This is a genomic window from Pseudomonas petroselini (genome assembly GCF_045037875.1).
GTDB lineage: Bacteria > Pseudomonadota > Gammaproteobacteria > Pseudomonadales > Pseudomonadaceae > Aquipseudomonas > Aquipseudomonas petroselini.
In genome coordinates this window covers 1,483,063-1,505,860 of the sequence record NZ_CP173614.1, presented here as the reverse complement: position 1 = coordinate 1,505,860, position 22,798 = coordinate 1,483,063, and the positions used below count along the sequence as shown (strand labels likewise).

Sequence of the window (22,798 nt, the reverse complement as noted above, 5' to 3'; positions counted from 1 at the left end):
GCCCCGGCTTTGTTTGGTTCCACGTGTGACTAATCACGACGGCAGCTTCATGCACTCGAACAAACCGTTCACCTGTACGCGGGTGATTTCCCGCCACACAGAGCCAACCCGCACGGCACGATTTACCGGTAAAACGCAGTCCCCAAGGACAACAGATCATTCTCAAAATGAACGGAGTTCAGCGCGTGTTTTCAATTTCCCGCCGTCAACTGTCAGTGATTGCCGCAGCCCTCGCGCTCACTGCCTGCCATTCCCCCGTCAACAAACAGCCGCCGGCACCCGAGCTGGGTTCCGGCTATCGTACCGACCTGACGGCCCAACACGCCGAGCGCCATATGGCAGCAGCAGCCAACCCCCTGGCCGCCGAGGCGGGGCGCGAGATGTTGCGCCAGGGCGGTTCGGCGATTGATGCGTCGATTGCGATGCAGGCGGTGCTGACGCTGGTAGAGCCGCAATCATCCGGCATCGGCGGCGGCGCGTTCATCATGCTGTGGGACGGCAAAAACGTGCATGCGTATGACGGCCGTGAAACCGCACCGGCCGGTGCGACCGAGCGGTTGTTCCTGAAGGCCGACGGCAAGCCGATGGCGTTTCCCGACGCACAGGTGGGCGGGCGCTCAGTCGGTACGCCTGGGGTACTACGTGCACTCGAGATGGCACACAAGAAGACGGGCCAGTTGCAATGGGCCAAGCTGTTCGAACCGGCAATCCGGCTGTCGGAAAACGGCTTCGCGATCTCTGCGCGCCTGCACAGTTTGATCGCGGCCGACCGCTACATCGCGCAATCGCCAGAAATGGCGGCGTACTTTTTGAATGCCGACGGCACGCCGAAAGCCACCGGTACGCTGTTGAAAAACCCGGCGTTGGCCGAGGTGTTCAAACGCATCGCCAAGGAAGGACCGGACGCGCTGTACCATGGTTCGATCGCTGAGGAGATCGCCAGCAAGGTGCAGCGTCATCGCAATGCGGGCAGCCTGTCCGTGGCGGATCTGAAGGGCTACACCGCCAAGGAACGCACGCCGCTGTGTACTGACTACCAGCAATGGAAAGTCTGTGGCATGCCACCACCGTCCTCGGGCGGGGTCGCCATCGCGCAAATCCTGGGTACCTTGCAAGCACTGCAAGCCCAGGATCCAAGCCTGGCCATCGCCGCGATGCAACCCGTGAAAAGCCCATCACCCGCAGGCCTGGAACCCACACCCGAAGCCGTGCACCTGCTCGCCGAAGCCGGTCGCCTGGCCTTCGCTGATCGCGCGCTTTATGTGGCCGACTCGGACTTTGTCCCCGTGCCCGTCGCTGGCCTGGTCGCCCCGGACTACCTGGCCAAACGGGCCGCCTTGATCAGCGAGCGCAGCATGGGCATCGCCAAGCCGGGCACGCCTGAAGGCATCCAGGTGGCGTACGCGCCGGACCGTTCGCCGCTGCGCATCTCCACGTCGCAAGTGGTGGCGGTGGACGACCAGGGCGGGGCCGTCTCGATGACCACGACGGTGGAAGCAGCGTTTGGCTCCCACGTCATGGTCCAGGGCTTTTTGCTCAACAACCAGATGACTGACTTTTCGTTCATCCCCGAAGAGGACGGCCAACGTGTCGCCAACCGTGTGGAGCCCGGTAAGCGCCCGCGTTCGGCCATGGCACCGACCCTGGTGTTCGACCGCAAAAGCGGCGAATTACTGGCCACGGTAGGCTCGCCCGGCGGCTCACAAATCATCGAGTACGTGAGTAAGTCCCTGGTGGCAATGCTCGACTGGAAACTCGACCCCCAGGCCGCGATCAGCCTGCCCAATTTCGGCAGTCGCAACGGTGCGACCGAGCTGGAAACCGGTATGTTCAGCCCAGCGTTGAAGCAGGCACTCAAGGACAAGGGCCATATGCTCGGCGAGATCGATATGACCAGTGGCATACAGGCCATCGTCCGCACGCGGGATGCCCAAGGCAAGGTGTCGCTGAGCGGCGGCGCCGACCCTCGACGTGAAGGCGAAGCAGTCGGCGACTGAACACGTAGTGAGCGGGCTTGCCCCGCGCTGGGGTGCGAAGCAGCCCTAGGAGGACCGCTGAGGTGGGTCAGGAAAATTTGGGGTGGATGGTTTTAGGGCTGCTTCGCAGCCCACCGCGGGGCAAGCCCGCTCACTACAAGGCCCGGGGTCGGTCAGCGACTGATCTTCAACCCCTTGCGCCCCGCATGCCGTTCCAGCGCCAGCTCGATCAAGCGGCTCACCAGTTCGCTGTAGCTCATGCCTGCTGCCTGCCACAGTTTGGGGTACATGCTAATACGGGTGAAGCCGGGCAATGAGTTGATTTCGTTGATCAGCACGTTGCCGTCGTCGGTGAGAAACACGTCGACCCGCGCCAAACCGGAACAGCCCAGCACCTCGAACGCCTCAATGGCCAGTCCACGAATGCGCTCGCTGGCGTCATGGCTGATAGCGGCCGGCACCACCACTTGGGCGGCCTGGTCGTCGATATATTTGCTGTCGTAGGAATAGAAACCGCTGCTCACCACGATCTCACCACACCCGCTGGCGATGGGGTGCTCATTGCCCAACACGGCGCATTCGATTTCACGGCCCTTTACGGCGGACTCAACCAACACTTTTTCATCAAAGCCCAGGGCCAGTTCAACGGCAGCGTGGTACTCGGCTTCGGTGCCGACTTTACTCACGCCTACAGACGAACCTTGGTTGGCCGGTTTGACGAACATCGGCAGGCCGAGCGTGTTCACCGCCGTATCGAAGGACGTGCGCGCGGCATTGCTGCGGGTCAGCGTGATAAACGGGGTGACGGCAATGCCGGCATCGCGCAGCAAGCGCTTGCTGATGTCCTTGTCCATGCACACCGCTGAGCCAAGTACGTCGGAGCCGACGAAAGGCAGGTCAGCCATGCGCAACAGCCCTTGCAGGCAGCCGTCTTCGCCGAGGGTGCCGTGGACGATGGGGAAGATCACATCGACATGTTCCAACAGGCCCGCGCCTGAGGTTTCCACCAGTTGCTGGCTGGCCTTGCCGGGCACTACAGCCAGTTCGCGATTGGACTGGTTGAGCGCGATCAGGGCCGGATTTTCCTGGTTGAGCAGGAAGTTCGAGGTGTCGTTGAGGTGCCAGTGGCCGGCCTTGTCGATACCGATCAGCACCGGCTCGAAGCGCGTACGGTCGAGTGCATCGACAATATTGCGCGCCGATTGCAACGAGACTTCATGCTCCGCCGAACGGCCACCAAAAATAATACCTACCCGCACCATGCTCATGATCGGCCTCACTGTTGAAAGTAAGGCTTCTTACCACGGGCCGTCAGCGGTTCGCTACCAAATGTGCACCGAACAGCACGTAGCAACCGCCGGCAAAGCGGTCGAGCCAATTGCGCGGTGTTGAGGAATTCCATGGGCGGCAGGTCCATCAGCACAAGGCAGGAACGGCGATCATGGGCCCCGCCCCCGCCCTGCACAATCGTACAAGACCCCGGCAGACAAGGGGTGCAGACTCAGTTAACGTGTTCCCACCTCTTTTTTGTGACAAGTCACCATGGGCAAACCCACCGCCACCCTCGACTGGCTGCACCGCGCCCCGCATGCCAGTGGCCTGGACCGTATCGAGGCTTACTTTGCCGGTTTCGCCTTCGACCCGCATCGCCATGACACCTACGCCATCGGGCGGACCTTGACTGGCGTGCAAAGCTTTCACTATCGCGGCGACATGATCCACAGCCTGCCCGGCATGACCATGGTGCTGCACCCCGATGAAACCCACGATGGTCACGCCGGCAGTGACGAGGGCTTCAAGTACCGGATGATTTACGTAGAGCCGTCGCTGATCCAGCAGATCCTCGGCGGCAAGCCGTTGCCGTTTATCCCCAGTGGCCTCTCCACGGACCCCAGGCTGTTTCGTGCCAGCGAAGTGCTGCTGCAGAACCTGGATAACCCTCTCGACCCGTTGCAGGAGCAGGACGCCCTGTTCGACCTGACCCACGCGCTCAGCAACGTCTCGGGAGGGATCGTCAGCCGCAAGGCCTTCGATTACGTCGCCGCCGAACGCGCCAGGGAATTTATCCACAGCGCCTTGGGCCGCAGCATCACCCTGGATGAAATGGCCGACCACGCCGGCCGCGACCGCTGGGCCTTGTCACGGGATTTTCGCTTGCTGTTCGGCACCAGCCCCTACCGCTACCTGACCATGCGCCGCTTGGACCTGGTGCGCAGCCTGCTCGCCCAGGGCCAATCGCTGGTGGACGCGGCGTTGACCGCCGGCTTCACCGACCAAAGCCACATGACCCGGCAATTTCGCAGCACCTACGGCATGCCGCCGTCGCGTTGGGTGAAGATGCTCGGGCGCTGAAATCCCGACGGGAAATGCGCTCAGTGTGGGCTGCGCAGGGCATCAGGAGCACAACAGCGCAGGCGGCTTTCGGCGCGGAAAAAACCTACGCAACCTCAAGCAAGCGCCCCACGGGTCAGGTGGACAGTTGGTTGGCAAACTGCCCGACTGCGCTGACCACCTTTTGGGCGCCGTCCTGGATTTCCACGATCACCGTGCCCGCTTCGGCGGCCAGGGCCAGGCCTTGCTCGGCTTGCAGGCGGCCGTCGGTCATCAGGGCCACCGCCTCACGGGCCATGTCCTGGTTCTGACGTACCACGCCGACGATCTCTTCGGTCGCCTTGCTGGTCCGCGATGCCAGCTGCCGCACTTCATCGGCCAACACCGCAAAACCACGGCCCTGCTCACCGGCGCGCGCCGCTTCGATGGCAGCGTTGAGCGCCAGCAGGTTGGTCTGCTCGGCAATACCGCTGATGGTCTTGACGATGCTGCCGATCACTTGAGACTGAGCGTTCAGCGCCTCGATGCCGTCGCCGGCCTGTTGCATGTGCCTGGCCAGGTCGCGCATCACATCCACGGCCTGGGTCACCACAGTGGTACCACGCTGGGCGCTATTGTCGGTTTGCAGCGAGGTGCTGTAGGCAATGCTCGCCGCTTCGGCGACCGCCTGTTCCTGGTTGACCTGGTCGGTGATCACCGTGGCGAACTTGACCACTTTGTACAGCCGGTCATTGGCGTCCAGCGTCAGGCACAGCATTTCACTTTCCAGGCTCTCCTTGACCTGATCCAAGCTGGACAATTCTTCGCGAAGAGCCGACAGCTCCTGCTTCAAACGGGTGTTAAACATGGGGCACCGATGACCAAATGGGGGGAGATGAATCTGACCTGCATCGGCGCTTCCAGGATTTTCTTAAGAGGGCTTGAGCCCCGACCCAACTATATTTTTGGATCCATCAACTGCCGTTATTTCGGCACACACCCATCACTTGATACTCAAGGGTATTGAGTTTGCCGCTGGAGTCTTCATAGGTCATGCGCGACGGCACCGGGTTGCACGAGCGGATCGGCGGCGTGACATTGACCACCTTGGCGATGTCCAGCGCCATGCCATAGCGATAGGCCTGTACCTCAGGTGCCTGCTTGCCTTTCTTGGCCGCGTAGTCGGCCATGGCTTTTTGATTGCGCTCCATCATCAGCGCAAACGTACGGTCGCCCCCACCTTCGGCCAATGCGCCGAACGACAAGATTGCAGTTAACACACCCAGGCCAACGGTATAAAAGTTCATGGTTAGTTCCTCGACTGATCGTTAAGTGCCGAGACTAACCAGCGGACCCTGACGCCACCTTCACCAGAACATTACTTATTTGTTAGATACGCGTGAGCTTCCAGAATTGTAATGTTCTTGCCACTTCATCGTTATCCACGGTTTGCAACTATCAGCCCGGGCCAGATCAATAAGAACGCCCGCTCATAAGAAGCTGATAACTGCCATTACCGAGGAGCAAAACCATGCGTATCTGTCACTTCAGCCTTCCCCTTTCACTGTGCGCCGCCTTGCCCCTGGCCGCCGTGGCCGTGGAAGACAAACCCGAAGGCTTTATCGAAGGCAGCAGCTTCAACGTGCTGGCGCGTAATTTTTACTTCAACCGCGATGACCGCAAGGGCCAGTCCAGCCCCACCGGCAATGGCTATTCCGAAGCCTGGGCCCAGGGATTGATCGGCAAGTTCGAATCCGGCTTTACCCAAGGCACCGTAGGATTCGGCCTGGATGCGTTCGCCATGGTCGGGGTAAAACTCGACTCGGGCACCGGTCGCAGCGGCGGCAAGGGTTCGTTCGGCGTTCTACCGGTGGACAGCGAAAACCACCCCGAGGACAACTACAGCAAATTCGGCGGCGCCGCGAAATTGCGTGTGCTGGATACCGTGATCAAGGCCGGCGACGTATTCCCGCTGACCCCGGTGGTGGCTTACGGCGATTCGCGCGTCTTGCCGGAAAGCTTTCGTGGCGTGACCGCACAAAACACCAGCCTGGAGGGCCTGACCCTGCAGGGTGGACGCTTGAGCGGCATGAGCCAACCGACCGAAAGCGGCATGAACAAAGGCTTTGCGACCTTTTACGCGGGGCAGGTCGACTCGCCCTGGGTCGGCTATTTCGGCGGTGATTACAGCGTCAACAAACACCTCAGTGTCAGCCTCTACAGCAGCCGCCTGAAGGATGCCTGGGACCAGTACTACGTCGGCAGCGCCGCCAGTTATCCGCTGAATGAAGACGTCTCGCTGTTCGGCGACTTCAACTACTACAAAGCCGTGGACGAAGGTAAGAAACGCCTGGGTGAATTCGACAACAACATCTGGAGCGCAAGGCTTGGGGTGAAGGTCGGCGCCCACAGCCTGGCCGTATCACACCAGCGCAACAACGGCGATGACGACTTCGATTACCTGCGCCAGTCGGACTCGATCTTCCTGAACAACTCGATCCAGTACAGCGACTTCAACTCGCCCAAGGAACGTTCGTGGATGGTGCGCTACGACCTGGACATGCAGGCGTTCGGCATCCCCGGCCTGTCGTTCATGACCCGCTATGGCAAAGGCACTGGCGCCGACTACAGCAACGCCAACGCGGTGTACATGCGTCGCGATGCGGCAGGTGATCCACTCACCGATCAGCGCCGCTGGGAGCGGGATATCGAGGCCAAATATGTCGTACAGGCTGGCAACTTAAAGGACTTATCGCTGCGACTTCGCCAGGCCACAGTGCGCTCCAGTGCATTTGAGTCGGACCTGGAAGAAGTTCGGCTGATTGTCGAGTATCCAATGGCAGTGCTCTAAGGCACAGCGCTTACATTCACTTGCCGATGGCCTACATCTGTTCACAGGTTGAAGTCTGTCAGAACTGTAATATCGGCCTCACCTTCTCGTTAAGTTGCACTTTTTACACTGCACACCGAACACATCTCATCTCTGCGGCTTTTGTGTAGCTCCTTTGGAACAGAGATGAATTTTTGCGCCCCGGACGGGGCGTTTTTTTTGTGCGCCGACTCAGTGACGAATCGTCGCAACCGCCTGACGTGGCTTGACCCTAAAGCTACTTCACGGTTCAGAATTTTCCTACAGCCTACCCAGCCTCGCTATGAGGCCATGCCCCCTTTCCGTTTTCTTTGAAGGTAACCCCCATGCGTATCCTTGTGGTTGAGGACGAGCAAAAAACCGCCGACTACCTGCAGCAAGGCTTGACCGAAAGCGGTTATGTCGTCGATTGCGCGGCCAGCGGCATTGATGGCCTGCACCTGGCCCGGCAACACCGCTACGAATTGGTGATCCTGGATGTCAACTTGCCCAACACCGACGGCTGGGAAGTGCTGGAACAACTGCGCCGCGACGGCAACCAGCGCGTGATGATGCTGACCGCGCGCGGCCGGCTGACCGACAAGATCAAGGGCCTGGACATGGGCGCCGATGATTACCTGGTCAAGCCCTTCGAGTTTCCCGAGCTGCTGGCCCGAGTGCGCACCCTGTTGCGACGCAGCGAACACATCCCAGTGCCGGACGTACTGCGCGTCTCGGACCTGGAACTGGACCCGCGCCGGCATCGCGCCTATCGCGGCGACCGCCGGATCGACCTGACCACCAAGGAATTCGCGCTGCTGCAGGTGCTGATGCGCCAGGCCGGTGAAGTGATGACCCGCACGCAGATTATTTCGCTGGTGTGGGACATGAACTTCGACTGCGACACCAACGTCGTGGAAGTCTCGATCAGCCGCCTGCGGGGCAAGGTCGATGACCAGAGCGAGGTGAAGTTGATCCACACCATTCGCGGCGTGGGTTACGTGCTGGAGGCGCGACCATGAGGACCAGCAGCCTGTCGATGCGCCTGGGGTTGACGGTCAGCCTGATGGGCGCCGGCCTCGTCGTGCTGTTGGCGACCCTGGCGTACCTGGCCCTGACCCACGAGCTGGACAAGCTCGCGCGCAAAGGCCTGGAAAACAAAATGGAGCAGTTGGAGCACAGCCTCGGCCAGGGCCTTGACGCCCACGACATCAGCGACCGCCCCCATTCGCTGCTGGACCTGGTGATGGGCCACGACAACATCTACCTGACCATCATCGGCGCACGGCCGAATGCGCCGGTGCTGCTGAGCGTCGGTGCCAAACCGCAGCAGCCGCTGTTGTTGGACGTGCCCGCCAGCAACACCCTGGCGTACTTGAACTGGGTCGACGGCCAAGGCAATCGCATCCTCAGCGCCACCCGCCTGATGCCGCTGAGCAGTGGCGAAAACGTGCGTGTGTTGCTGTCGCTGGATCGCTCCGACGACGAAGCGTTGCTCAGTGCCTACCTGCGTTCCACGGTGATCGCCCTGCCGATGCTGCTGATCCTGATCGGCATGGGCGCGTGGTGGCTGGTGCAACGCGGGCTCGCGCCGCTGCAGCAGTTCAGCCGCGTGGCGGCCAAGGTCAGCACCCAGGACCTGACCCATCGCCTGGAGCTGGACAACCTGCCCAAGGAGCTGGGCGAATTGGCCCAGGGCATCAACTTCATGCTGCACCGCCTCGATGCCGGCGTGCAGCAACTGTCGCAATTCTCCGACGACCTCGCCCACGAGCTGCGCGCACCGTTGACCAACCTGATGGGCAAGGCGCAGGTGACCCTGTCCCGTGAACGGCCCTCAGAGGAATACAAGGCCAGCCTGGAATCCTGTACCGAGGAAATGGAGCGCCTGTCGCGGATGGTCTCCGACATGTTGTTCCTGGCTCAGGTCAGCCACCCGGCGGCGCGGGCCGAGTTTGCCCCGGTGTCGTTGGCACAGGAAGCGCAGCGGGTGATGGAGCTGTTCGCCCTCAGCGCCGAGGACAAGCACGTCACCCTGAGCCTGCGCGGCGACGCCTGGGTAACGGGGGACCGCCTGATGATCCAGCGCGCTATTTCCAACCTGCTGTCCAATGCCATTCGCCATACCCCGAGCGCCTCCAGCGTATTGCTGCTGGTGGAACGCTACGACCAGAGTGTGTCGCTGTCGGTGGGCAATCCCGGGCGCGGTATCGAAGCCCATCATCTGCCGCACCTGTTCGAGCGCTTTTATCGCGCCGACAGCAGCCGCACCCGAGCCGAAGGCGGCACCGGCCTGGGGCTGGCGATTGTGCAGTCGATCATGCACCTGCATCAGGGGCACGCCGACGTCAGCAGCCAGCCGGGCCGTTTTACGCGGTTCCGCCTGGTGTTTCCTCTTCCTTGCGATGGGCCCACTGATACAACGCCGGCAACACCAGCAAGGTCAGCAACGTAGACGAAATAATCCCGCCGATCACCACCGTCGCCAGCGGCCGCTGCACTTCGGCGCCGGTGCCGGTGGCGAGTGCCATGGGGATAAACCCGAGGGACGCCACCAACGCCGTCATCAGCACCGGACGCAGCCGGGTCAACGCGCCTTCGTTGATCGCCATCGACAACGAACGCCCCTCCTCGCGCAGGTTACGGATGAAGGCGATCATCACCAGGCCGTTCAGCACCGCCACGCCGGACAAGGCAATAAAGCCGACCCCCGCCGAGATCGACAGCGGAATATCCCGCAGCCACAGCGCCATGATCCCACCGGTCAAGGCGAACGGAATCCCGGTAAACACCAACAAGCCGTCCTTGAGGTTGTTGAACATCATGAACAGCAGCCCGAACACCAGCAGCAACGCCACCGGCACCACGATGCGCAAGCGTTCGGACGCTTCTTTCAATTGTTCGAATTGGCCGCCCCAGGTGGTCCAGTAACCCGCCGGCACCTTCACCTGGGCAATCAACGCCGCCTCGGCTTCCTCCACAAATGAGCCGATATCCCGCCCACGCACGTTGGCACTGACGATCACCAGGCGCTTGCCGTTCTCGCGGCTGATCTGGTTCGGGCCGAGCACCAGGTCCAGGCTGGCGACCTGGGACAAGGCGATAAAACCCAGCTGGCCAGACGCGTTACCCGGCACCGGAACCAACAGCCGTGACAGCCCATCGATATCGGTGCGCAGCGCGTCGGACAAACGCACAACCATGTCAAAACGGCGATCACCTTCGTACAACGTACCGGCCTGGCGCCCGCCGACGGCGACGGCAATGGTGTCCTGCACATCGCCCACATTCAGGCCAAAACGCGCGGCCTTGTCGCGGTCGATATTGATGGTCAGCACCGGCAGGCCGGAGGTTTGTTCAACCTTGACTTCCGAGGCGCCGCTGAGCTTTTGCAGGGTCTCGGCGATTTCACCGGCGGTCTTGTTGAGCACGTCCATGTCGTCGCCGAACACCTTCACCGCCACATCGCTGCGCACCCCGGAGATCAGCTCGTTGAAACGCAATTGGATCGGTTGCGACAACTCGTACGCACTGCCCGGCACAATCGCACTGGCGCGCTGGATGTCGGCGATGAGGGTCTCGCGGGACTTGTCCGGATCGGGCCATTGGTCCTTGGGCTTGAGCATCACGTAGCTGTCGGAAATATTCGGCGGCATCGGGTCGGAGGCAATTTCCGCGGTACCGGTACGCGCGAATACCCGCTCGATTTCCGGCACCTGGGCCATCAAGGTTTTTTCCAGTTGCTGCTGCATCTGCACCGACTGCGTCAGGCTGGTGCCTGGCACACGCAAGGCTTGCTGGGCAAAATCACCTTCGCTGAGGCTGGGAATAAATTCACTGCCCATGCGGCTGGCGACAACGCCCGAGGCGACAATGGTCAACACGGCCAAGCCGAACACCAGCGGCCGGCGCGCCATCACCCAATCGAGCACCGGCGCATAGACCCGGCGTGCGCTGCGCATGACGAAGTTTTCGTCTTCCTTGACCTTGCCAGTCACAAACAGCGCAATCGCCGCCGGCACGAAGGTCACCGACAGAATCATTGCGCCCAACAAGGCAATCACCACGGTAAACGCCATCGGGTGGAACATCTTCCCGGCCACCCCGGTGAGGGCGAAGATCGGCAGGTACACCACCATGATGATCAGTTGCCCGAAGATCAGCGCCCGCCGCGCTTCCTTGGCGGCGGCGAAGACTTCATGCAGGCGCTCGCTGCGGGTCAGCAGGCGGCCATGACGCTGTTGCGCATGCGCCAGGCGACGAATCGCGTTCTCGACGATCACCACCGCGCCGTCGACGATAATGCCGAAGTCCAGCGCGCCGAGGCTCATCAGGTTGGCGCTGACCTTGTTGGTGAACATGCCGGTAAAGGTGAACAACATCGCCAGCGGAATCACCATCGCGGTGATCAGCGCAGCGCGGATATTACCGAGGAACAGGAACAGCACCGCCACCACCAGCAGCGCACCTTCGAAGAGGTTTTTCTTCACGGTGGCGATGGCTTTTTCGACCAAGTTGGTGCGGTCGTAGACGGTGACCGCGACGACGCCTTCGGGCAGCGAGCGGTTGATCTCTTCAAGTTTTTTCGCCACGGCCTGGGACACGCTGCGGCTGTTTTCGCCGATCAACATGAACACCGTACCCAGCACCACTTCGCGACCATTTTCCGTGGCAGCGCCGGTACGCATCTCACGGCCGATGTCGACCTGCGCCACATTGCGCACGCGGATCGGCGTGCCGTCCGAGCTGGTGATGACGATGTTCGCGATGTCATCGATGGACGCCAACTGCCCGGGCGCACGGATCAGTAATTGCTCACCGCTGCGCTCGATGTAGCCCGCGCCCACGTTGGCGTTGTTACGCTCCAGCGCCGTGACCAGGTCATTCAAGGTCAGGTTGTAGGCGGCCAGGTGCTTGGGGTCGGGCGCAATCTGGTATTCCTTGGCAAAGCCGCCGATGGTGTTGATCTCGGCCACACCCGGCACGTTGCGCAGTTGTGGCTTGATGATCCAGTCCTGGATGACCCGCAGATCGGTCGGGGTGTAGGGCGTGCCATCGTCCTTGAGCGCGCCGTCTTTGGCTTCCACGGTCCATAGGAAAATTTCCCCGAGGCCGGTGGAAATCGGCCCCATGGCGGTTTCAATACCGGCGGGCAATTGCTCGCGCGCCACCTGAAGACGCTCGTTGACCAATTGCCGGGCGAAAAAAAGGTCGGTGCCGTCCTTGAAAATTACCGTCACCTGGGACAAACCGGAGCGCGACAGCGAGCGGGTCTGCTGCATGCCGGGCAAACCGGCCATGGCGGTTTCGATGGGAAAGGTGATGCGCTGCTCGGTTTCCAACGGTGAAAACCCGGCCGCCGCCGAGTTGATCTGCACCTGCACGTTGGTGATGTCGGGCACCGCGTCGATGGGCAACTTCTGATAGCTGGCGATGCCGACACCGGCCATCAACAGCACCGCCAGCAGCACGATGATGCGCTGCTCGATGGCAAATTGGATAAGGCGCTCAAACATGGGGAATCACTCGCAGGATCAATGGGCGTGCTCGGCCGAGCCTTTGCCCAGTTCGGACTTGAGGATGAAGCTGCCGACCGTGGCCACCTGCGCCCCGGCATCGAGGCCCTGGCGCACTTCGACGTAGCCGTTTTCGCTCGCGCCGAGTTCCAGGTGACGGGTGACAAAACCGTGCTCGGTGCGCACGAATACCGAGGGTTTGTCCTCGACGGTCTGGATCGCCTCCTGGGGCACGGTGACCTTGGCCTGGAACGTGTCGGTGGCCAGTTGCACGCTGACAAATAGGCCAGGCCGCCAGGCGTCATCGGGGTTGGGCACACTCACGCGCACAGTGGCGGTGCGTGTCTGCTCGCCGAGCAGGTTGCCGACATAGGCCACGGTGCCGAGCACCTCGGTGCCCATTTCGGTGGAGCTGACGTTGACCGGCTTGCCGACGCGTACCTTGTTCAAGTCCTTGGGAAATACACCAAAGGTCACCCACACCTGGGACAGGTCCGAGAGGGTGAAGGCATTACTGGTCTCGCTCACCACTTCGCCGACACCCAGGTGTTTTTCCACCACGACGCCGGCGAAGGGCGCACGCAGTTCGTAGCGATTGCCGCCGACCAGTACGGCGCTGCCGCTTAATGCGGTCATCTTTTGGCGGGCGTTGTTCAGGGCGATTTCGGCTTCTTGCAGCGCTTGGCGCGCCAGCAAGTAGTCTTGCTCGGCGGAGATCTTGTCCTGCCACAACTGCCGCTCGCGCTGGAAGGTAGTGCGGGCCAGTTCGACGCGCCGCTCACTGGCGGCCAACTCACTGCGTTGATCGGAAATCTGCTGGCTGGCGATCACCGCCAACAGCTCCCCTTTCTTCACCGACTGGCCGAGGTTGACCTTGACCGACTCCACTACGCCCGCCGCACGCGGCACGATGTGGGAGGTACGGTCTTCGTCGAAACGCACTTCTCCCGGCAGCACCAGCAACGTGCTGATAGACCGCGGTTGAGCCTGGGCGACCTGAATGCCGGCGGCTTGAATCTGCTGCTCGGTGAGTTCAAGTTCGCCTTCTTCTTCCTCGGCCTTAGCAACGCTGCACAGCATCAGGCTCAAGGCGACGGCAAGCGCCACGCCGTGGGTGTTGTTCATAGGGGACTCCAGGAAAAATCAAAACCGGGCGAGGTCGCCGTAAATTCGTTCGATACGCACCCAGGCGTCGGTGGCCTGGGCGGTGGCCGTGAGGTACTGGGTGCGAGCCGCGATCAGGGTGCGCTGGGCGTCGAGCACGTCGAGGAAACTGAACTTGCCCATCTCAAAGCCACGGGTGGCGCTGTCCACCGCCTCTTGCGCGGCGGGCAGGATCTGCTGGTTGAAGGCGCGCACTTCGGTATTCGCGGTTTGCCACAGGTCGAGGGCCTGACGGGTTTCGGTGCGCAGGCGCAGTTCGGCGGCGTTGCGCAGGTCTCGGGCCTGATCGGCGCGGCGCGTGGCCGCCAGCACATTGCCCTGATTGCGGTTGAACAGCGGGATCGGCATCGACACCCCCACCAGGTTCACGCGCTCACGCACACTGGCGTCGTATTGGCTGCCGATGGACACGTCGAGGTCGGGAATACGCTGGGCTTTTTCCAGGCCGACGCTGGCTTCGTTTTGCAGGATGTTCAGTTCGGCCAGGCGCAGTTCAGCGGTTTGTTCGAGGCGCGCCAACAATTGGCTAGCGGGCGGCAAGGCAGGCGTGGATTGGGTGTGTGTGGCAACGACTTGGAAGTCCGGCACGCCGCTGCCGGTACTCGCGGCCAGGCGGCGATAAGCATCGGTGAGGCCTATCTGAGCGCGGTTCAATTCCAGGCGCATTTCCGACAACTGCACCTGCGCGCGGGTCGCCTCCACCGGCGAGGTTTTGCCAGCGGTGACACGACCGTTGGCGACGGCCAGTCCGCGTTCGGCCACGGCCATGGACCGCTGCGCCAGGTCGAGGCGTTCCTGGGCGCGAAGCGCGCCGTAGTAGTTGTCGATGACTTCGGCGCGCAGGGTGTTGCGGCGCTGTTCCAACGTCAGCGCGGCGGCGTCCTGGGCTCGGGTGGCAACGTCGATGCGCGCACCGCGCTTGCCGCCCAGTTCCAGGGTCTGGCTGAGTTTAACGGTGGTGGTGCGGGAGTTGCGACGGGTGTCTTCGGCATCCCAGGAGGCCACCGGATTCGGGATCAACCCCGCCTGCTGGCGACCGCCCTGTGCAATGTCGATTTCCCATTGCGCGGCCGCCAGGTCAGGGTTGTTGGCAAAGGCGGTTTGCAGGGCCGCATCGAGGGTCAGGGTTTGTGCACCGACCCCTTGTGCCGTCGCCAGAAACACGACGATCGACCACAGAAATGTTCTTGCGCGAATTGGCATAACGAGAGTTCCAGGCCCATGAAATGGCGGATAAATCCAAGCCGGGGCACTGTAGCTTTCGGTACTTATCAGAGCGGTGTGCAGAACATTACAAATCCGTTAGCCAGGATCAGGCATGCACCTCGTCATGTTCATCATGCGCAAAGCCGGCGCCTTCGACCTGGATGGTCGCATGGGAAATATCGAATTTCTCATGCAGCAGTTCCGTCACCTGGACGAGGATTTGTTGTTCCGTGCCGAGCGCCGAATCCGCCACCAGATGGGTGCTCAGCACGTTCTTGCCACTGGTGAGCGCCCAGATATGCAGGTCGTGTACATCCTTGACCCCACGCACACCGCGAATAGCCTGCTCCACCTGTTCGATGTCAATGCCGTCCGGCACGCCTTGCAGCAGGACGTTCATGCTTTCCTTGAGCAACGTCCACGTGCGTGGCAACACCCAGAAACCAATGGCCGCGGCGACCAGCGAGTCGACCCAGCCCCAGCCTGTGTACAGGATCACCAGCGCCGCGATGATCACGCCGATGGAACCGAGCATATCGCTCCAGACCTCCAGGTACGCGCCCTTCACATTCAGGCTTTCACCACTGGCGGCGCTCAGCAGGCGCATGGAAATCAGGTTGACGATCAGCCCCAGTACGGCAATCACCAGCATGCCGGTGGACTGTATCTCGGCGGGCGCCTGCAGCCGCTGATACGCCTCGTAGAGGATGTAGAACGCAACGACGAACAACAGCAGCGCATTGAACGCCGCGGCAAGGATTTCGAAACGCGCATAGCCGAAGGTGCGCTTGCGGTCTGCGGCACGCTTGGCCACATGGATTGCCACCAGGGAAATGCCCAGGGCCAGGGCGTCGGTCATCATGTGCGCGGCATCGGACAACAGCGCCAGACTGCCGGTGATAAATGCACCGATGACCTCGGCAACCATGAAACTGCCGGTCAGGCCCAGGGCGAGCCATAACAGACGCTCGTGACCGGCGCGTACTTTGGCGTGGTTGTGTCCTGCGCTCATGGAAAATCCTCGTGGTGGTAAATGTTCTCGTGGGCCTTGCCGGCGAGCGGGCTCTTACGCAGGGCACGGGGATCATAGAGCTATAGGCCGGATCCATCGGCATGGGTTGCAAAATTGTCATCTGCACGCCAAGCCATTGTTAGCTTTAAATGCACCAAAAGTGCGCTTGAACGCTCTGGCACAGTTGTATCAGGTATGCTTTTCGAACAGGAAACAAAAAGAAACAATTTTCCCAACCTGTTCGATAAGGAGTTCCGCTTTGGAGTTATCGACTGCCGCGTGGATGGTTCACGACACCCGCCTTATGCTCTGCGTACTGCTGGCCATCGCCAGCATCATTGTGCTGATCAGCGCGACCAAACTGCCGCCCTTCCTGTCGATCCTGATCGGCACCTTCATCGCCGGTGTCGGCGCCGGCTTGCCGCCGGAAGAAGTGGCCAAGGCGTTCAGCAAAGGCGCCGGGGCGATCCTCGGTGAAGCGGGGATCATCATTGCCCTGGGTTCCATGCTCGGCGCGTTGATGGCGGAGTCCGGCGCGGCCGACCGCATAGCCACCACCCTGCTAGGACTGGGCAAGGGTAAGTCACTGCCGTGGGTGATGGCGCTGGTGGCCATGGTGATCGGCTTGCCGCTGTTTTTTGAAGTGGGCCTGGTGATGATGGTGCCAATCATCTTTGTGATGGCCAAACGTTCGAACCAGCCGCTGCTGAAAATCGCCATTCCGGCGCTGGCCGGCATGACCACCCTGCACGCCTTGATGCCACCGCATCCGGGGCCGCTGATTGCGGTGGGCGCGTTGCACGCCGACCTGGGCCTGACCATGTTGCTGGGCTTCTGCCTGGCGGTGCCGGCGGTGATCCTGGCTGGCCCGCTCTACGGCAACTGGCTGTCCAAGCGCCTGCATGTGGATGAGCCGGCCGACATCGGCGCGCTGTTCAGCGCACCGCCCAAAGCGCCGCGCCAGCCGAGCTTTGGTGTGTCGTTGCTGATCATTCTGTTGCCGGTGATTCTGATGCTGGGCAGCACCTTGGCCAAGGTCGCGCTGCCGGCCGAAAGCACGGTCGGCCTGACCTTGAAGTTCCTCGGCGAACCGCTGATCGCCCTCGGCCTGGCCGTGATCGCCGCTGTGATCTGCCTGGGCTGGGCCGCCGGCATGCCGCGTGCCGAGGTCGGCAACACCCTGCGCAAAGCCCTCGCCCCCATCGCCGTATTGCTGTTGACCATCGGCGCCGGCGGCGGCCTCAAGCAAACCCTGCTGGACGCCGGCGTCAGCCAGACCATCAGCAAGGTCGCCGAAGGCGCACACATGCCGTATCTGCTGCTGGCCTGGTTGATCGCCGTAGCGCTGCGCCAGGCCACCGGCTCGGCCACCGTCGCCACCACCACGACCGCAGGCATCCTCGCGCCGATGATGGCGGGGTTAGCGGCGACGCAAAGCTCGTTGGTGGCCCTGGCGATTGGCGCCGGCTCGGTGTTCTTCTGCCACGTCAACGATGCCGGGTTCTGGATGGTGCGTGAGTACTTTGGCTTGCAGTTGAAGCAGACGATCTGGGTATGGTCGGTGTTGCAGACGATTGTGTCCGTCGTGGGCTTGGTCGGTACGTTGCTGATGTGGCACTTCTTGACCTGAAAATACCGCATTGAGGGGAAACGCTCTTCCCCTCAATGGCTTCACTGATGCAACACAAAGCGAGCATCGAGCTTGCCGAGCAACTCAAATGTATTCATGTAAGGCACACCGAACAGTGAGCACACATTGGGAATCGTGAACTTGCGCTTGATGTCAGGGTTGTAGACCTCATGCGTGACAACCACTGCACCCGTGACCATTGCCTTGGCAATCAACCAGGGATCTGCGCCCTCAAGAAATTCCTCAAACGCTCCGGCCTTCATCGCAGGCACCTGCTCCGCAATCTTTGCGACGATCTGCCCAAATGCAGCCTGAGTAGGCTCATCGCTGGCGTCTTCAAACAAGTGCGTATTACCTTTGACCCACTGGGTCAAATCGTCATTGCCTCTGGCTAGTTCGTCTCTTACCGGGACGATACTGGCAACCTCCAGAGCCTGGTGTTGTTGAAGAATCCATGCCCAGTAACCTGGACAAACCGACATTGCGTAATAGCGGTTCTTGGCCTCGATCAGCGTATTCGAATCCAATAGATGCTTCATGCCGATAGTTTCATCCCATAAGCCTTCAACCTGGCAGGCTGCACACCCAGCAGTTTTCCCGCATCGCGTAGCAGAATCCGCCCACTCTGCGCTTCGGCCAGAACGGCCTTGCTCAAACGGGTGCTGTTTCTGATAGCCGCTGTGCGATAGTAGTCCCCTCCACTGCCGTCCTTATCTCGATACGCCTGCAAGATCCGACGGTAGTAGGCGCCATAATGATCACTGCTGATGCAGCCAAGATCACAGGCCCGACGGGCAATCACCAAGGTGCTGACGCGAAAGCGCCCAGCCAGTGGCGCCAGGTTTTCTTCCCAGTGCGTATTCGAATCCCAATGCGTGCGAAAAACGAGCTCCGGCGCCAGGAACTCTCCCGCCACCGCATTACAGAAAGCTTCCTCCTGGCGGGCACTATGACTGTTGCCATCAGAGACGCCCGTGCTATCGATCCAGACATGCACCAGCTCATGCATCAATGTAAAAAGCCGTGCCGTGGGTGCGTCCGCACTATTGATGAAGACCACCGGGGCTAGAGCATTGCTGATCGCAAATCCTCGAAACTCACTGACATTAAGTTTCCGATGGGTGTTTCCCAAGGCAACCCCGCTGCGCATGACGAGAATGCCGGCCTCCTCCGCGCCATTCACTAACGCCCTGAAATAATCGTCATAACTCATACGAGCAAAAGCATCCGTCATGCCGAGTACGCGACGAATATCTGCAACCACGTCCTTGATGGGCGAACGGCTACTGAAACTTCCCACGAAGGACAGCGGGGAGGGTTCGTGGTCCTGCAAATATTCCAAGTACCAGTCTTGCTTACGGAGCACGTCTCTTACAGTGTCCATCAAGTTCAAGCTGGGCTTGTCGGGAAACACGCCACCCACCGTACGCAGGTCTGGCAGAGGAAGAGACTCCGGCGGGGGAGCCTTGAGAAAAAGGACGCCAAACGCGACGTGTGCAATGGCAGCCCACTTTTGTGCCTGGCTAAAGCTGGGAAGACTCTGACCCGCCTCCCACTCTTTCACCCTTTCCAATTTGACCGTAAGCCCTTTGGCAATCTGTGCCTCAGACAGCCCCGCCCGCTGGCGAGACCAGGAGAGGATTTCGGGGTTGATAAAGGCGCTCTGAGTCATGGGTTCATGCGTGTCCGTCAGGAGTGGACAGGACTATAGGAGCGGCAGCAAATACTCGTCAATTGATGGCCCTAGCGGCCTTTTGTAACAGCATCTACTGGGTGGCGCTTACCAAACAGCCCCACACTCACCACGCCCACCGCCCCCATCACCCCGCAGTAAATCACGCAAATCCAGGGGCTGGTCGGCATCAGTGCAATCAACATCAACGGCGTCGTACTCGCCCACAGCGCGTAGGCAATGTTGTAGGTAAAGGAAATCCCCGACACCCGCACCTGCGCCGGAAACAGGCCGACCATCACCGACGGCACCGCGCCCACCACGCCGCAACTCAAGCCTGCGACGGCATACGCCGCGCCCAGCCAGACGCCGCCGTTGATCAAGCTGGCGTACAGAATGCCAATCCCTACCGGTAATAGCAGGCTGTAGACCAGCACCGCGCGCCAGGCGCCGATGCGGTCTACCAGCAGGCCGGCCAGTACGCAGCCGATATTCAGGAACACGATGCCCAAGGCGCTCAAGGCGAAGGTGTGGCTGGGGCTCATGCCGAAGGTTTTTTGCATCATGGTGGGGGTGATGACCACGAGGACGACCACCGCCGAGGTGAGCACGCAGGTGAGGATCATCGCGGGTAGCAGGACGGCGCGGTGGTCGCGAAGCACGGTGCGCAAAGGCAGTTCTGCGGCCGCCTGGCGACGGGCCTGCATTTCGAGGAACACCGGGGTCTCATTGAGCCAGCGGCGCAGCCACACGCCGATCACGCCGAACACCCCGCCGAGCAGGAAGGGGAAGCGCCAGGCGTAGTCGAGGATTTCGGCCGGGGTGAAGACTTGCGCCAGCAAGGTCGCGGTGAGCGCGCCGAGCAGGTAGCCGAAGGTCAGGCCGGCTTGCAGGAAGCCCAGGGCGTAGCCGCGATGAGGGGCGGGAGCGTGTTCGGCGACGAAGGTCCAGGCGCTGGGTACTTCACCCCCCACTGCTGCGCCTTGCAGCACGCGCAGCGCCAGCAGGATCAGCGGTGCGAAATAACCGATGTGTGCATAGGTGGGCATGATCCCGATCAGCAGGCAGGGCAAGGCCATCATCAGGATGCTCAGGCTGAACACGCGCTTGCGCCCCAGGTGATCGGCAAAGTGCGCCATCAGGATGCCGCCCAGCGGGCGGGCCAGGTAGCCGGTGACGAAGATGCCAAAACTTTGCAGCAGGCGCAGCCACTCGGGCATTTCCGGCGGGAAGAACAGTTGGCTCAAGGTCAGCGCGAAAAACACGAAGATGATGAAATCGTAGATTTCCAGGGCACCGCCCAGGGCGGCCAGGCCCAGGGTTTTGTAGTCGGAGCGGGAAAAACGCTGCGCCTGTAGGGGAAAGGTGGCAGTCATATGAAGGCTCGGCAGACAAACAAAATGGCGTGCAGGTTATGAGGTGAACCGGATGATGGCAATCACGGCAGATATATTTGTTTTCCTCATGGATCGATGAAGATAACTGCATTCCCATATCAATGGCCGTAGCGGAACATGCCGTAAAACTGCCAACACCATAATAAAGACAAGAGGAAAGACTCGTGGCCGATGCTATCGAAGAAAGCCGCTATGCCCGATTTGCCCTGCGCTGTTCCAACTTCGCCGAACGCTGGTTTCCCGACTCCTGGGTATTTGCCGCGCTCGCCGTGATCATCGTCGCCGTGGCGACCCTGGGCATGGGCGCCGCACCGACCGAAGCCGCCAAGGCTTTTGGCGATGGGTTCTGGAGCCTTATCCCGTTCACCATGCAGATGGCCTTTGTGGTGATTGGTGGTTATGTGGTGGCCAGTTCGCCGCCGGCGGTAAAACTGATCGACCGCCTGGCGCGTATCCCGAAGAACGGCCGCTCCGCCGTGGCCTGGGTGGCGTTGATCTCGATGGTCGCGTCCTTGCTCAACTGGGGCCTGTCCCTGGTGTTTGGCGGTTTGTTGGTGCGGGCGCTGGCGCGTCGTACGGATTTGCGCATGGATTATCGCGCGGCCGGGGCTGCGGCTTACCTGGGGCTTGGCGCGGTGTGGGCGTTGGGGCTGTCGTCGTCGGCGGCACAGTTGCAGGCCAACCCGGCCAGCCTGCCGCCATCGATTCTGTCGATCACGGGTGTGATCCCATTCACCGACACCATCTTCCTGTGGCAATCCGGCGTGCTGTTGCTGGCGTTGATCGTGGTGTCGCTGATCATCGCCTACGCCACCGCACCCGGCCCGAACAGCGCCCGCGATGCCAAGGCCTGCGGCGTCGACCCGGCGTTCAACCTGCCCAAGCTGCAAGCCCCCACCCGTCCAGGTGAATGGCTGGAACACAGCCCGCTGCTGACCATCCTGCTGGCGGTGCTGGCGGCGGGTTGGCTGTTCCATGAGTTCTCGACCAAGCCAGCGATCAGTGCGATCTCGGGGCTGAACACCTATAACTTCCTGTTCATCATGACCGGCGCCCTGCTGCACTGGCGCCCGCGCAGTTTCCTCGACGCGGTGGCACGCGCGGTGCCGACCACCACCGGCGTGCTGATCCAGTTTCCGCTGTACGGCTCCATCGCGGCGCTGATGACCGTGGTCAAGGGTGGCGACGGCCAGACCCTGGCGCACCATATCTCGACCTTCTTCACCTCCATCGCCTCCCACGACACTTATGCACTGCTGATGGGCGTGTACTCGGCGGTACTGGGCTTCTTTATCCCGTCGGGCGGCGGCAAGTGGATTATCGAAGCGCCTTACGTGATGCAAGTGGCCAATGACCTGCAATACCACCTGGGCTGGGCAGTGCAGATCTACAACGCCGCCGAGGCGCTGCCGAACCTGATCAACCCGTTCTATATGCTGCCGCTGCTGGGGGTGCTGGGGTTGAAGGCGCGGGATTTGATCGGGTTTTCCTTCGTGCAGTTGCTGGTGCACACGCCGCTGGTGTTGTTCCTGCTGTGGGCGTTGGGGACGACGTTGAAGTATTTGCCGCCTGTGATGCCTTAATAAACGGATGATGCACCTGTTGTTGCAACAGGTGCATTCATGCAGTAGCGACGCTCAAGCCGTCAACAAAAGTAATCGCGTCAGTAGCCGCTTGCCGGATGTGATTCAAATAATCTCCAAGTCGGTTTGCTGTCATATCGGACGCGCCTCAGCCAAGACTTTCGCGCGAAACTTCAAAGGCAAGTCGGCGGGTGTCAGTAAGTCCACATTGACGCCAAGCAGGTCCTCAAGCTCTACCTGAAGCCCACCAAGATCAAAAAGGGTGGTTCCCGGTGGGGCATCGACCAATAAATCCAGATCGCTGCCCTCTTGGTCGGTACCCAGTAAAACAGACCCAAATACTCTTGGGTTTGAAATGCGAAAACGGCCCACCACTTCTCTGACGGCAGCTCGCTGTTGGTCAAGGGCGGTAGAAGGTTTCACGGTTCACCTCAATGGTATCCATTATCGAACCAGTCTAGCAGCGCTGGCCATCGGTAGACAC

The 22,798-nt window shown here is 61.1% G+C and carries 18 protein-coding genes and 1 pseudogene; 7 read left to right on the top strand and 12 right to left on the bottom strand.

Translation table 11 applies throughout. The features are described 5' to 3' along the window. Window positions 1–167 precede the first annotated feature (167 nt). Window positions 168–1,997: a gamma-glutamyltransferase gene (gene ggt, locus ACI512_RS06900; RefSeq protein WP_405121720.1), complete on the top strand. Its 1,830-nt coding sequence runs from the start codon at window positions 168–170 to the stop codon at window positions 1,995–1,997. A 152-nt stretch (window positions 1,998–2,149) separates the two neighbouring features. Here the strand turns inward: ggt and ddlA are convergent, their stop codons facing one another. Next, complete coding sequence (gene ddlA / locus ACI512_RS06895) at window positions 2,150–3,244, bottom strand: D-alanine--D-alanine ligase (RefSeq protein ID WP_236379761.1); 1,095 nt, start codon at window positions 3,242–3,244, stop codon at window positions 2,150–2,152. A gap of 43 nt (window positions 3,245–3,287) precedes the next feature. Beyond that, window positions 3,288–3,368 (bottom strand): annotated as a pseudogene (locus ACI512_RS06890) (lysine transporter LysE); the annotation flags it as partial. A gap of 150 nt (window positions 3,369–3,518) precedes the next feature. Here ACI512_RS06890 and ACI512_RS06885 point away from each other — a divergent pair. Further along, complete coding sequence (locus ACI512_RS06885; RefSeq protein ID WP_236379759.1) at window positions 3,519–4,328, top strand: AraC family transcriptional regulator; 810 nt, start codon at window positions 3,519–3,521, stop codon at window positions 4,326–4,328. Window positions 4,329–4,443: 115 nt separating this feature from the next. Here ACI512_RS06885 and ACI512_RS06880 read toward each other — a convergent pair whose 3' ends face one another. Together ACI512_RS06880 and ACI512_RS06875 are read right to left on the bottom strand one after the other, a co-directional pair. Then, a complete protein-coding gene (locus ACI512_RS06880) occupies window positions 4,444–4,875 on the bottom strand; it encodes a methyl-accepting chemotaxis protein (protein ID WP_405121884.1) in 432 nt (143 codons plus the stop codon). A gap of 385 nt (window positions 4,876–5,260) precedes the next feature. After that, window positions 5,261–5,593, bottom strand: a complete 333-nt coding sequence (locus tag ACI512_RS06875; protein WP_012722079.1) for a DUF2790 domain-containing protein — start codon at window positions 5,591–5,593, stop codon at window positions 5,261–5,263. Between the two features lie 224 nt (window positions 5,594–5,817). Between ACI512_RS06875 and ACI512_RS06870 the strand changes: the two genes are divergently transcribed. From ACI512_RS06870 to ACI512_RS06860, 3 genes are all read left to right on the top strand, one after another. Beyond that, the gene (locus tag ACI512_RS06870) at window positions 5,818–7,137 is read left to right on the top strand and encodes an OprD family porin (protein ID WP_012722078.1); all 1,320 of its coding nucleotides are present in this window, start codon (window positions 5,818–5,820) and stop codon (window positions 7,135–7,137) included. Between the two features lie 344 nt (window positions 7,138–7,481). Continuing rightward, window positions 7,482–8,156: a heavy metal response regulator transcription factor gene (locus ACI512_RS06865; protein WP_236379757.1), complete on the top strand. Its 675-nt coding sequence runs from the start codon at window positions 7,482–7,484 to the stop codon at window positions 8,154–8,156. Further along, on the top strand, window positions 8,153–9,589 hold the full coding sequence (locus ACI512_RS06860) for a heavy metal sensor histidine kinase (RefSeq protein ID WP_236379755.1): 1,437 nt from the start codon (window positions 8,153–8,155) through the stop codon (window positions 9,587–9,589). Before ACI512_RS06865 ends, ACI512_RS06860 begins: the two co-directional genes overlap by 4 nt. On the opposite strand, the gene ACI512_RS06855 is transcribed toward ACI512_RS06860, so the two are convergent. The 4 genes from ACI512_RS06855 to ACI512_RS06840 all read right to left on the bottom strand — a co-directional run bounded on the left by ACI512_RS06855 (window position 9,504) and on the right by ACI512_RS06840 (window position 16,032). Further along, on the bottom strand, window positions 9,504–12,650 hold the full coding sequence (locus ACI512_RS06855) for a CusA/CzcA family heavy metal efflux RND transporter (protein WP_236379753.1): 3,147 nt from the start codon (window positions 12,648–12,650) through the stop codon (window positions 9,504–9,506). The two genes, ACI512_RS06860 and ACI512_RS06855, sit on opposite strands and share 86 nt — an antisense overlap. A gap of 18 nt (window positions 12,651–12,668) precedes the next feature. Then, window positions 12,669–13,775 carry an efflux RND transporter periplasmic adaptor subunit gene (locus ACI512_RS06850; protein ID WP_012722074.1) on the bottom strand — a complete coding sequence of 369 codons (1,107 nt, stop codon included), beginning with the start codon at window positions 13,773–13,775 and terminating at the stop codon, window positions 12,669–12,671. A gap of 18 nt (window positions 13,776–13,793) precedes the next feature. Continuing rightward, window positions 13,794–15,017, bottom strand: coding sequence for a TolC family protein (locus ACI512_RS06845; protein WP_236379751.1), 1,224 nt, complete (start codon window positions 15,015–15,017; stop codon window positions 13,794–13,796). Window positions 15,018–15,126: 109 nt separating this feature from the next. Continuing rightward, window positions 15,127–16,032, bottom strand: a complete 906-nt coding sequence (locus ACI512_RS06840) for a cation diffusion facilitator family transporter (protein ID WP_236379749.1) — start codon at window positions 16,030–16,032, stop codon at window positions 15,127–15,129. A gap of 259 nt (window positions 16,033–16,291) precedes the next feature. On the opposite strand from ACI512_RS06840, the gene ACI512_RS06835 reads away from it, so the two are divergent. Then, on the top strand, window positions 16,292–17,662 hold the full coding sequence (locus tag ACI512_RS06835) for a gluconate:H+ symporter (protein ID WP_064054676.1): 1,371 nt from the start codon (window positions 16,292–16,294) through the stop codon (window positions 17,660–17,662). 41 nt (window positions 17,663–17,703) lie between these two features. On the opposite strand, the gene ACI512_RS06830 is transcribed toward ACI512_RS06835, so the two are convergent. The 3 genes from ACI512_RS06830 to ACI512_RS06820 form a co-directional block, all read right to left on the bottom strand. Beyond that, entirely contained in the window at window positions 17,704–18,201 is a 498-nt protein-coding gene (locus ACI512_RS06830) for a DUF4411 family protein (RefSeq protein ID WP_236379748.1), read from the bottom strand. Continuing rightward, window positions 18,198–19,334: an ImmA/IrrE family metallo-endopeptidase gene (locus tag ACI512_RS06825; protein ID WP_236379747.1), complete on the bottom strand. Its 1,137-nt coding sequence runs from the start codon at window positions 19,332–19,334 to the stop codon at window positions 18,198–18,200. Before ACI512_RS06825 ends, ACI512_RS06830 begins: the two co-directional genes overlap by 4 nt. A gap of 71 nt (window positions 19,335–19,405) precedes the next feature. Next, the gene (locus ACI512_RS06820; RefSeq protein ID WP_236379746.1) at window positions 19,406–20,710 is read right to left on the bottom strand and encodes an MFS transporter; all 1,305 of its coding nucleotides are present in this window, start codon (window positions 20,708–20,710) and stop codon (window positions 19,406–19,408) included. A 185-nt stretch (window positions 20,711–20,895) separates the two neighbouring features. Here ACI512_RS06820 and ACI512_RS06815 point away from each other — a divergent pair, with 185 nt between their 5' ends. Then, window positions 20,896–22,314 carry a short-chain fatty acid transporter gene (locus tag ACI512_RS06815; protein ID WP_046034146.1) on the top strand — a complete coding sequence of 473 codons (1,419 nt, stop codon included), beginning with the start codon at window positions 20,896–20,898 and terminating at the stop codon, window positions 22,312–22,314. A 132-nt stretch (window positions 22,315–22,446) separates the two neighbouring features. On the opposite strand, the gene ACI512_RS06810 is transcribed toward ACI512_RS06815, so the two are convergent. Further along, complete coding sequence (locus ACI512_RS06810; protein ID WP_064054672.1) at window positions 22,447–22,737, bottom strand: nucleotidyltransferase family protein; 291 nt, start codon at window positions 22,735–22,737, stop codon at window positions 22,447–22,449. Window positions 22,738–22,798 lie beyond the last annotated feature (61 nt).

What these genes read in the sequence shown, in the direction of transcription:
- ACI512_RS06875 (WP_012722079.1), bottom strand. Translation starts at nt 5,593, where the DNA reads ATGAACTTTTATACCGTTGGCCTGGGTGTGTTAACTGCAATCTTGTCG.
- ddlA (WP_236379761.1), bottom strand. Translation starts at nt 3,244, where the DNA reads ATGAGCATGGTGCGGGTAGGTATTATTTTTGGTGGCCGTTCGGCGGAG.
- ACI512_RS06825 (WP_236379747.1), bottom strand. Translation starts at nt 19,334, where the DNA reads ATGACTCAGAGCGCCTTTATCAACCCCGAAATCCTCTCCTGGTCTCGC.
- ACI512_RS06830 (WP_236379748.1), bottom strand. Translation starts at nt 18,201, where the DNA reads ATGAAGCATCTATTGGATTCGAATACGCTGATCGAGGCCAAGAACCGC.
- ACI512_RS06880 (WP_405121884.1), bottom strand. Translation starts at nt 4,875, where the DNA reads ATGCGCGACCTGGCCAGGCACATGCAACAGGCCGGCGACGGCATCGAG.
- ACI512_RS06860 (WP_236379755.1), top strand. Translation starts at nt 8,153, where the DNA reads ATGAGGACCAGCAGCCTGTCGATGCGCCTGGGGTTGACGGTCAGCCTG.
- ACI512_RS06840 (WP_236379749.1), bottom strand. Translation starts at nt 16,032, where the DNA reads ATGAGCGCAGGACACAACCACGCCAAAGTACGCGCCGGTCACGAGCGT.
- ACI512_RS06865 (WP_236379757.1), top strand. Translation starts at nt 7,482, where the DNA reads ATGCGTATCCTTGTGGTTGAGGACGAGCAAAAAACCGCCGACTACCTG.
- ACI512_RS06870 (WP_012722078.1), top strand. Translation starts at nt 5,818, where the DNA reads ATGCGTATCTGTCACTTCAGCCTTCCCCTTTCACTGTGCGCCGCCTTG.
- ACI512_RS06850 (WP_012722074.1), bottom strand. Translation starts at nt 13,775, where the DNA reads ATGAACAACACCCACGGCGTGGCGCTTGCCGTCGCCTTGAGCCTGATG.
- ACI512_RS06820 (WP_236379746.1), bottom strand. Translation starts at nt 20,710, where the DNA reads ATGACTGCCACCTTTCCCCTACAGGCGCAGCGTTTTTCCCGCTCCGAC.
- ACI512_RS06885 (WP_236379759.1), top strand. Translation starts at nt 3,519, where the DNA reads ATGGGCAAACCCACCGCCACCCTCGACTGGCTGCACCGCGCCCCGCAT.
- ggt (WP_405121720.1), top strand. Translation starts at nt 168, where the DNA reads ATGAACGGAGTTCAGCGCGTGTTTTCAATTTCCCGCCGTCAACTGTCA.
- ACI512_RS06855 (WP_236379753.1), bottom strand. Translation starts at nt 12,650, where the DNA reads ATGTTTGAGCGCCTTATCCAATTTGCCATCGAGCAGCGCATCATCGTG.
- ACI512_RS06845 (WP_236379751.1), bottom strand. Translation starts at nt 15,017, where the DNA reads ATGCCAATTCGCGCAAGAACATTTCTGTGGTCGATCGTCGTGTTTCTG.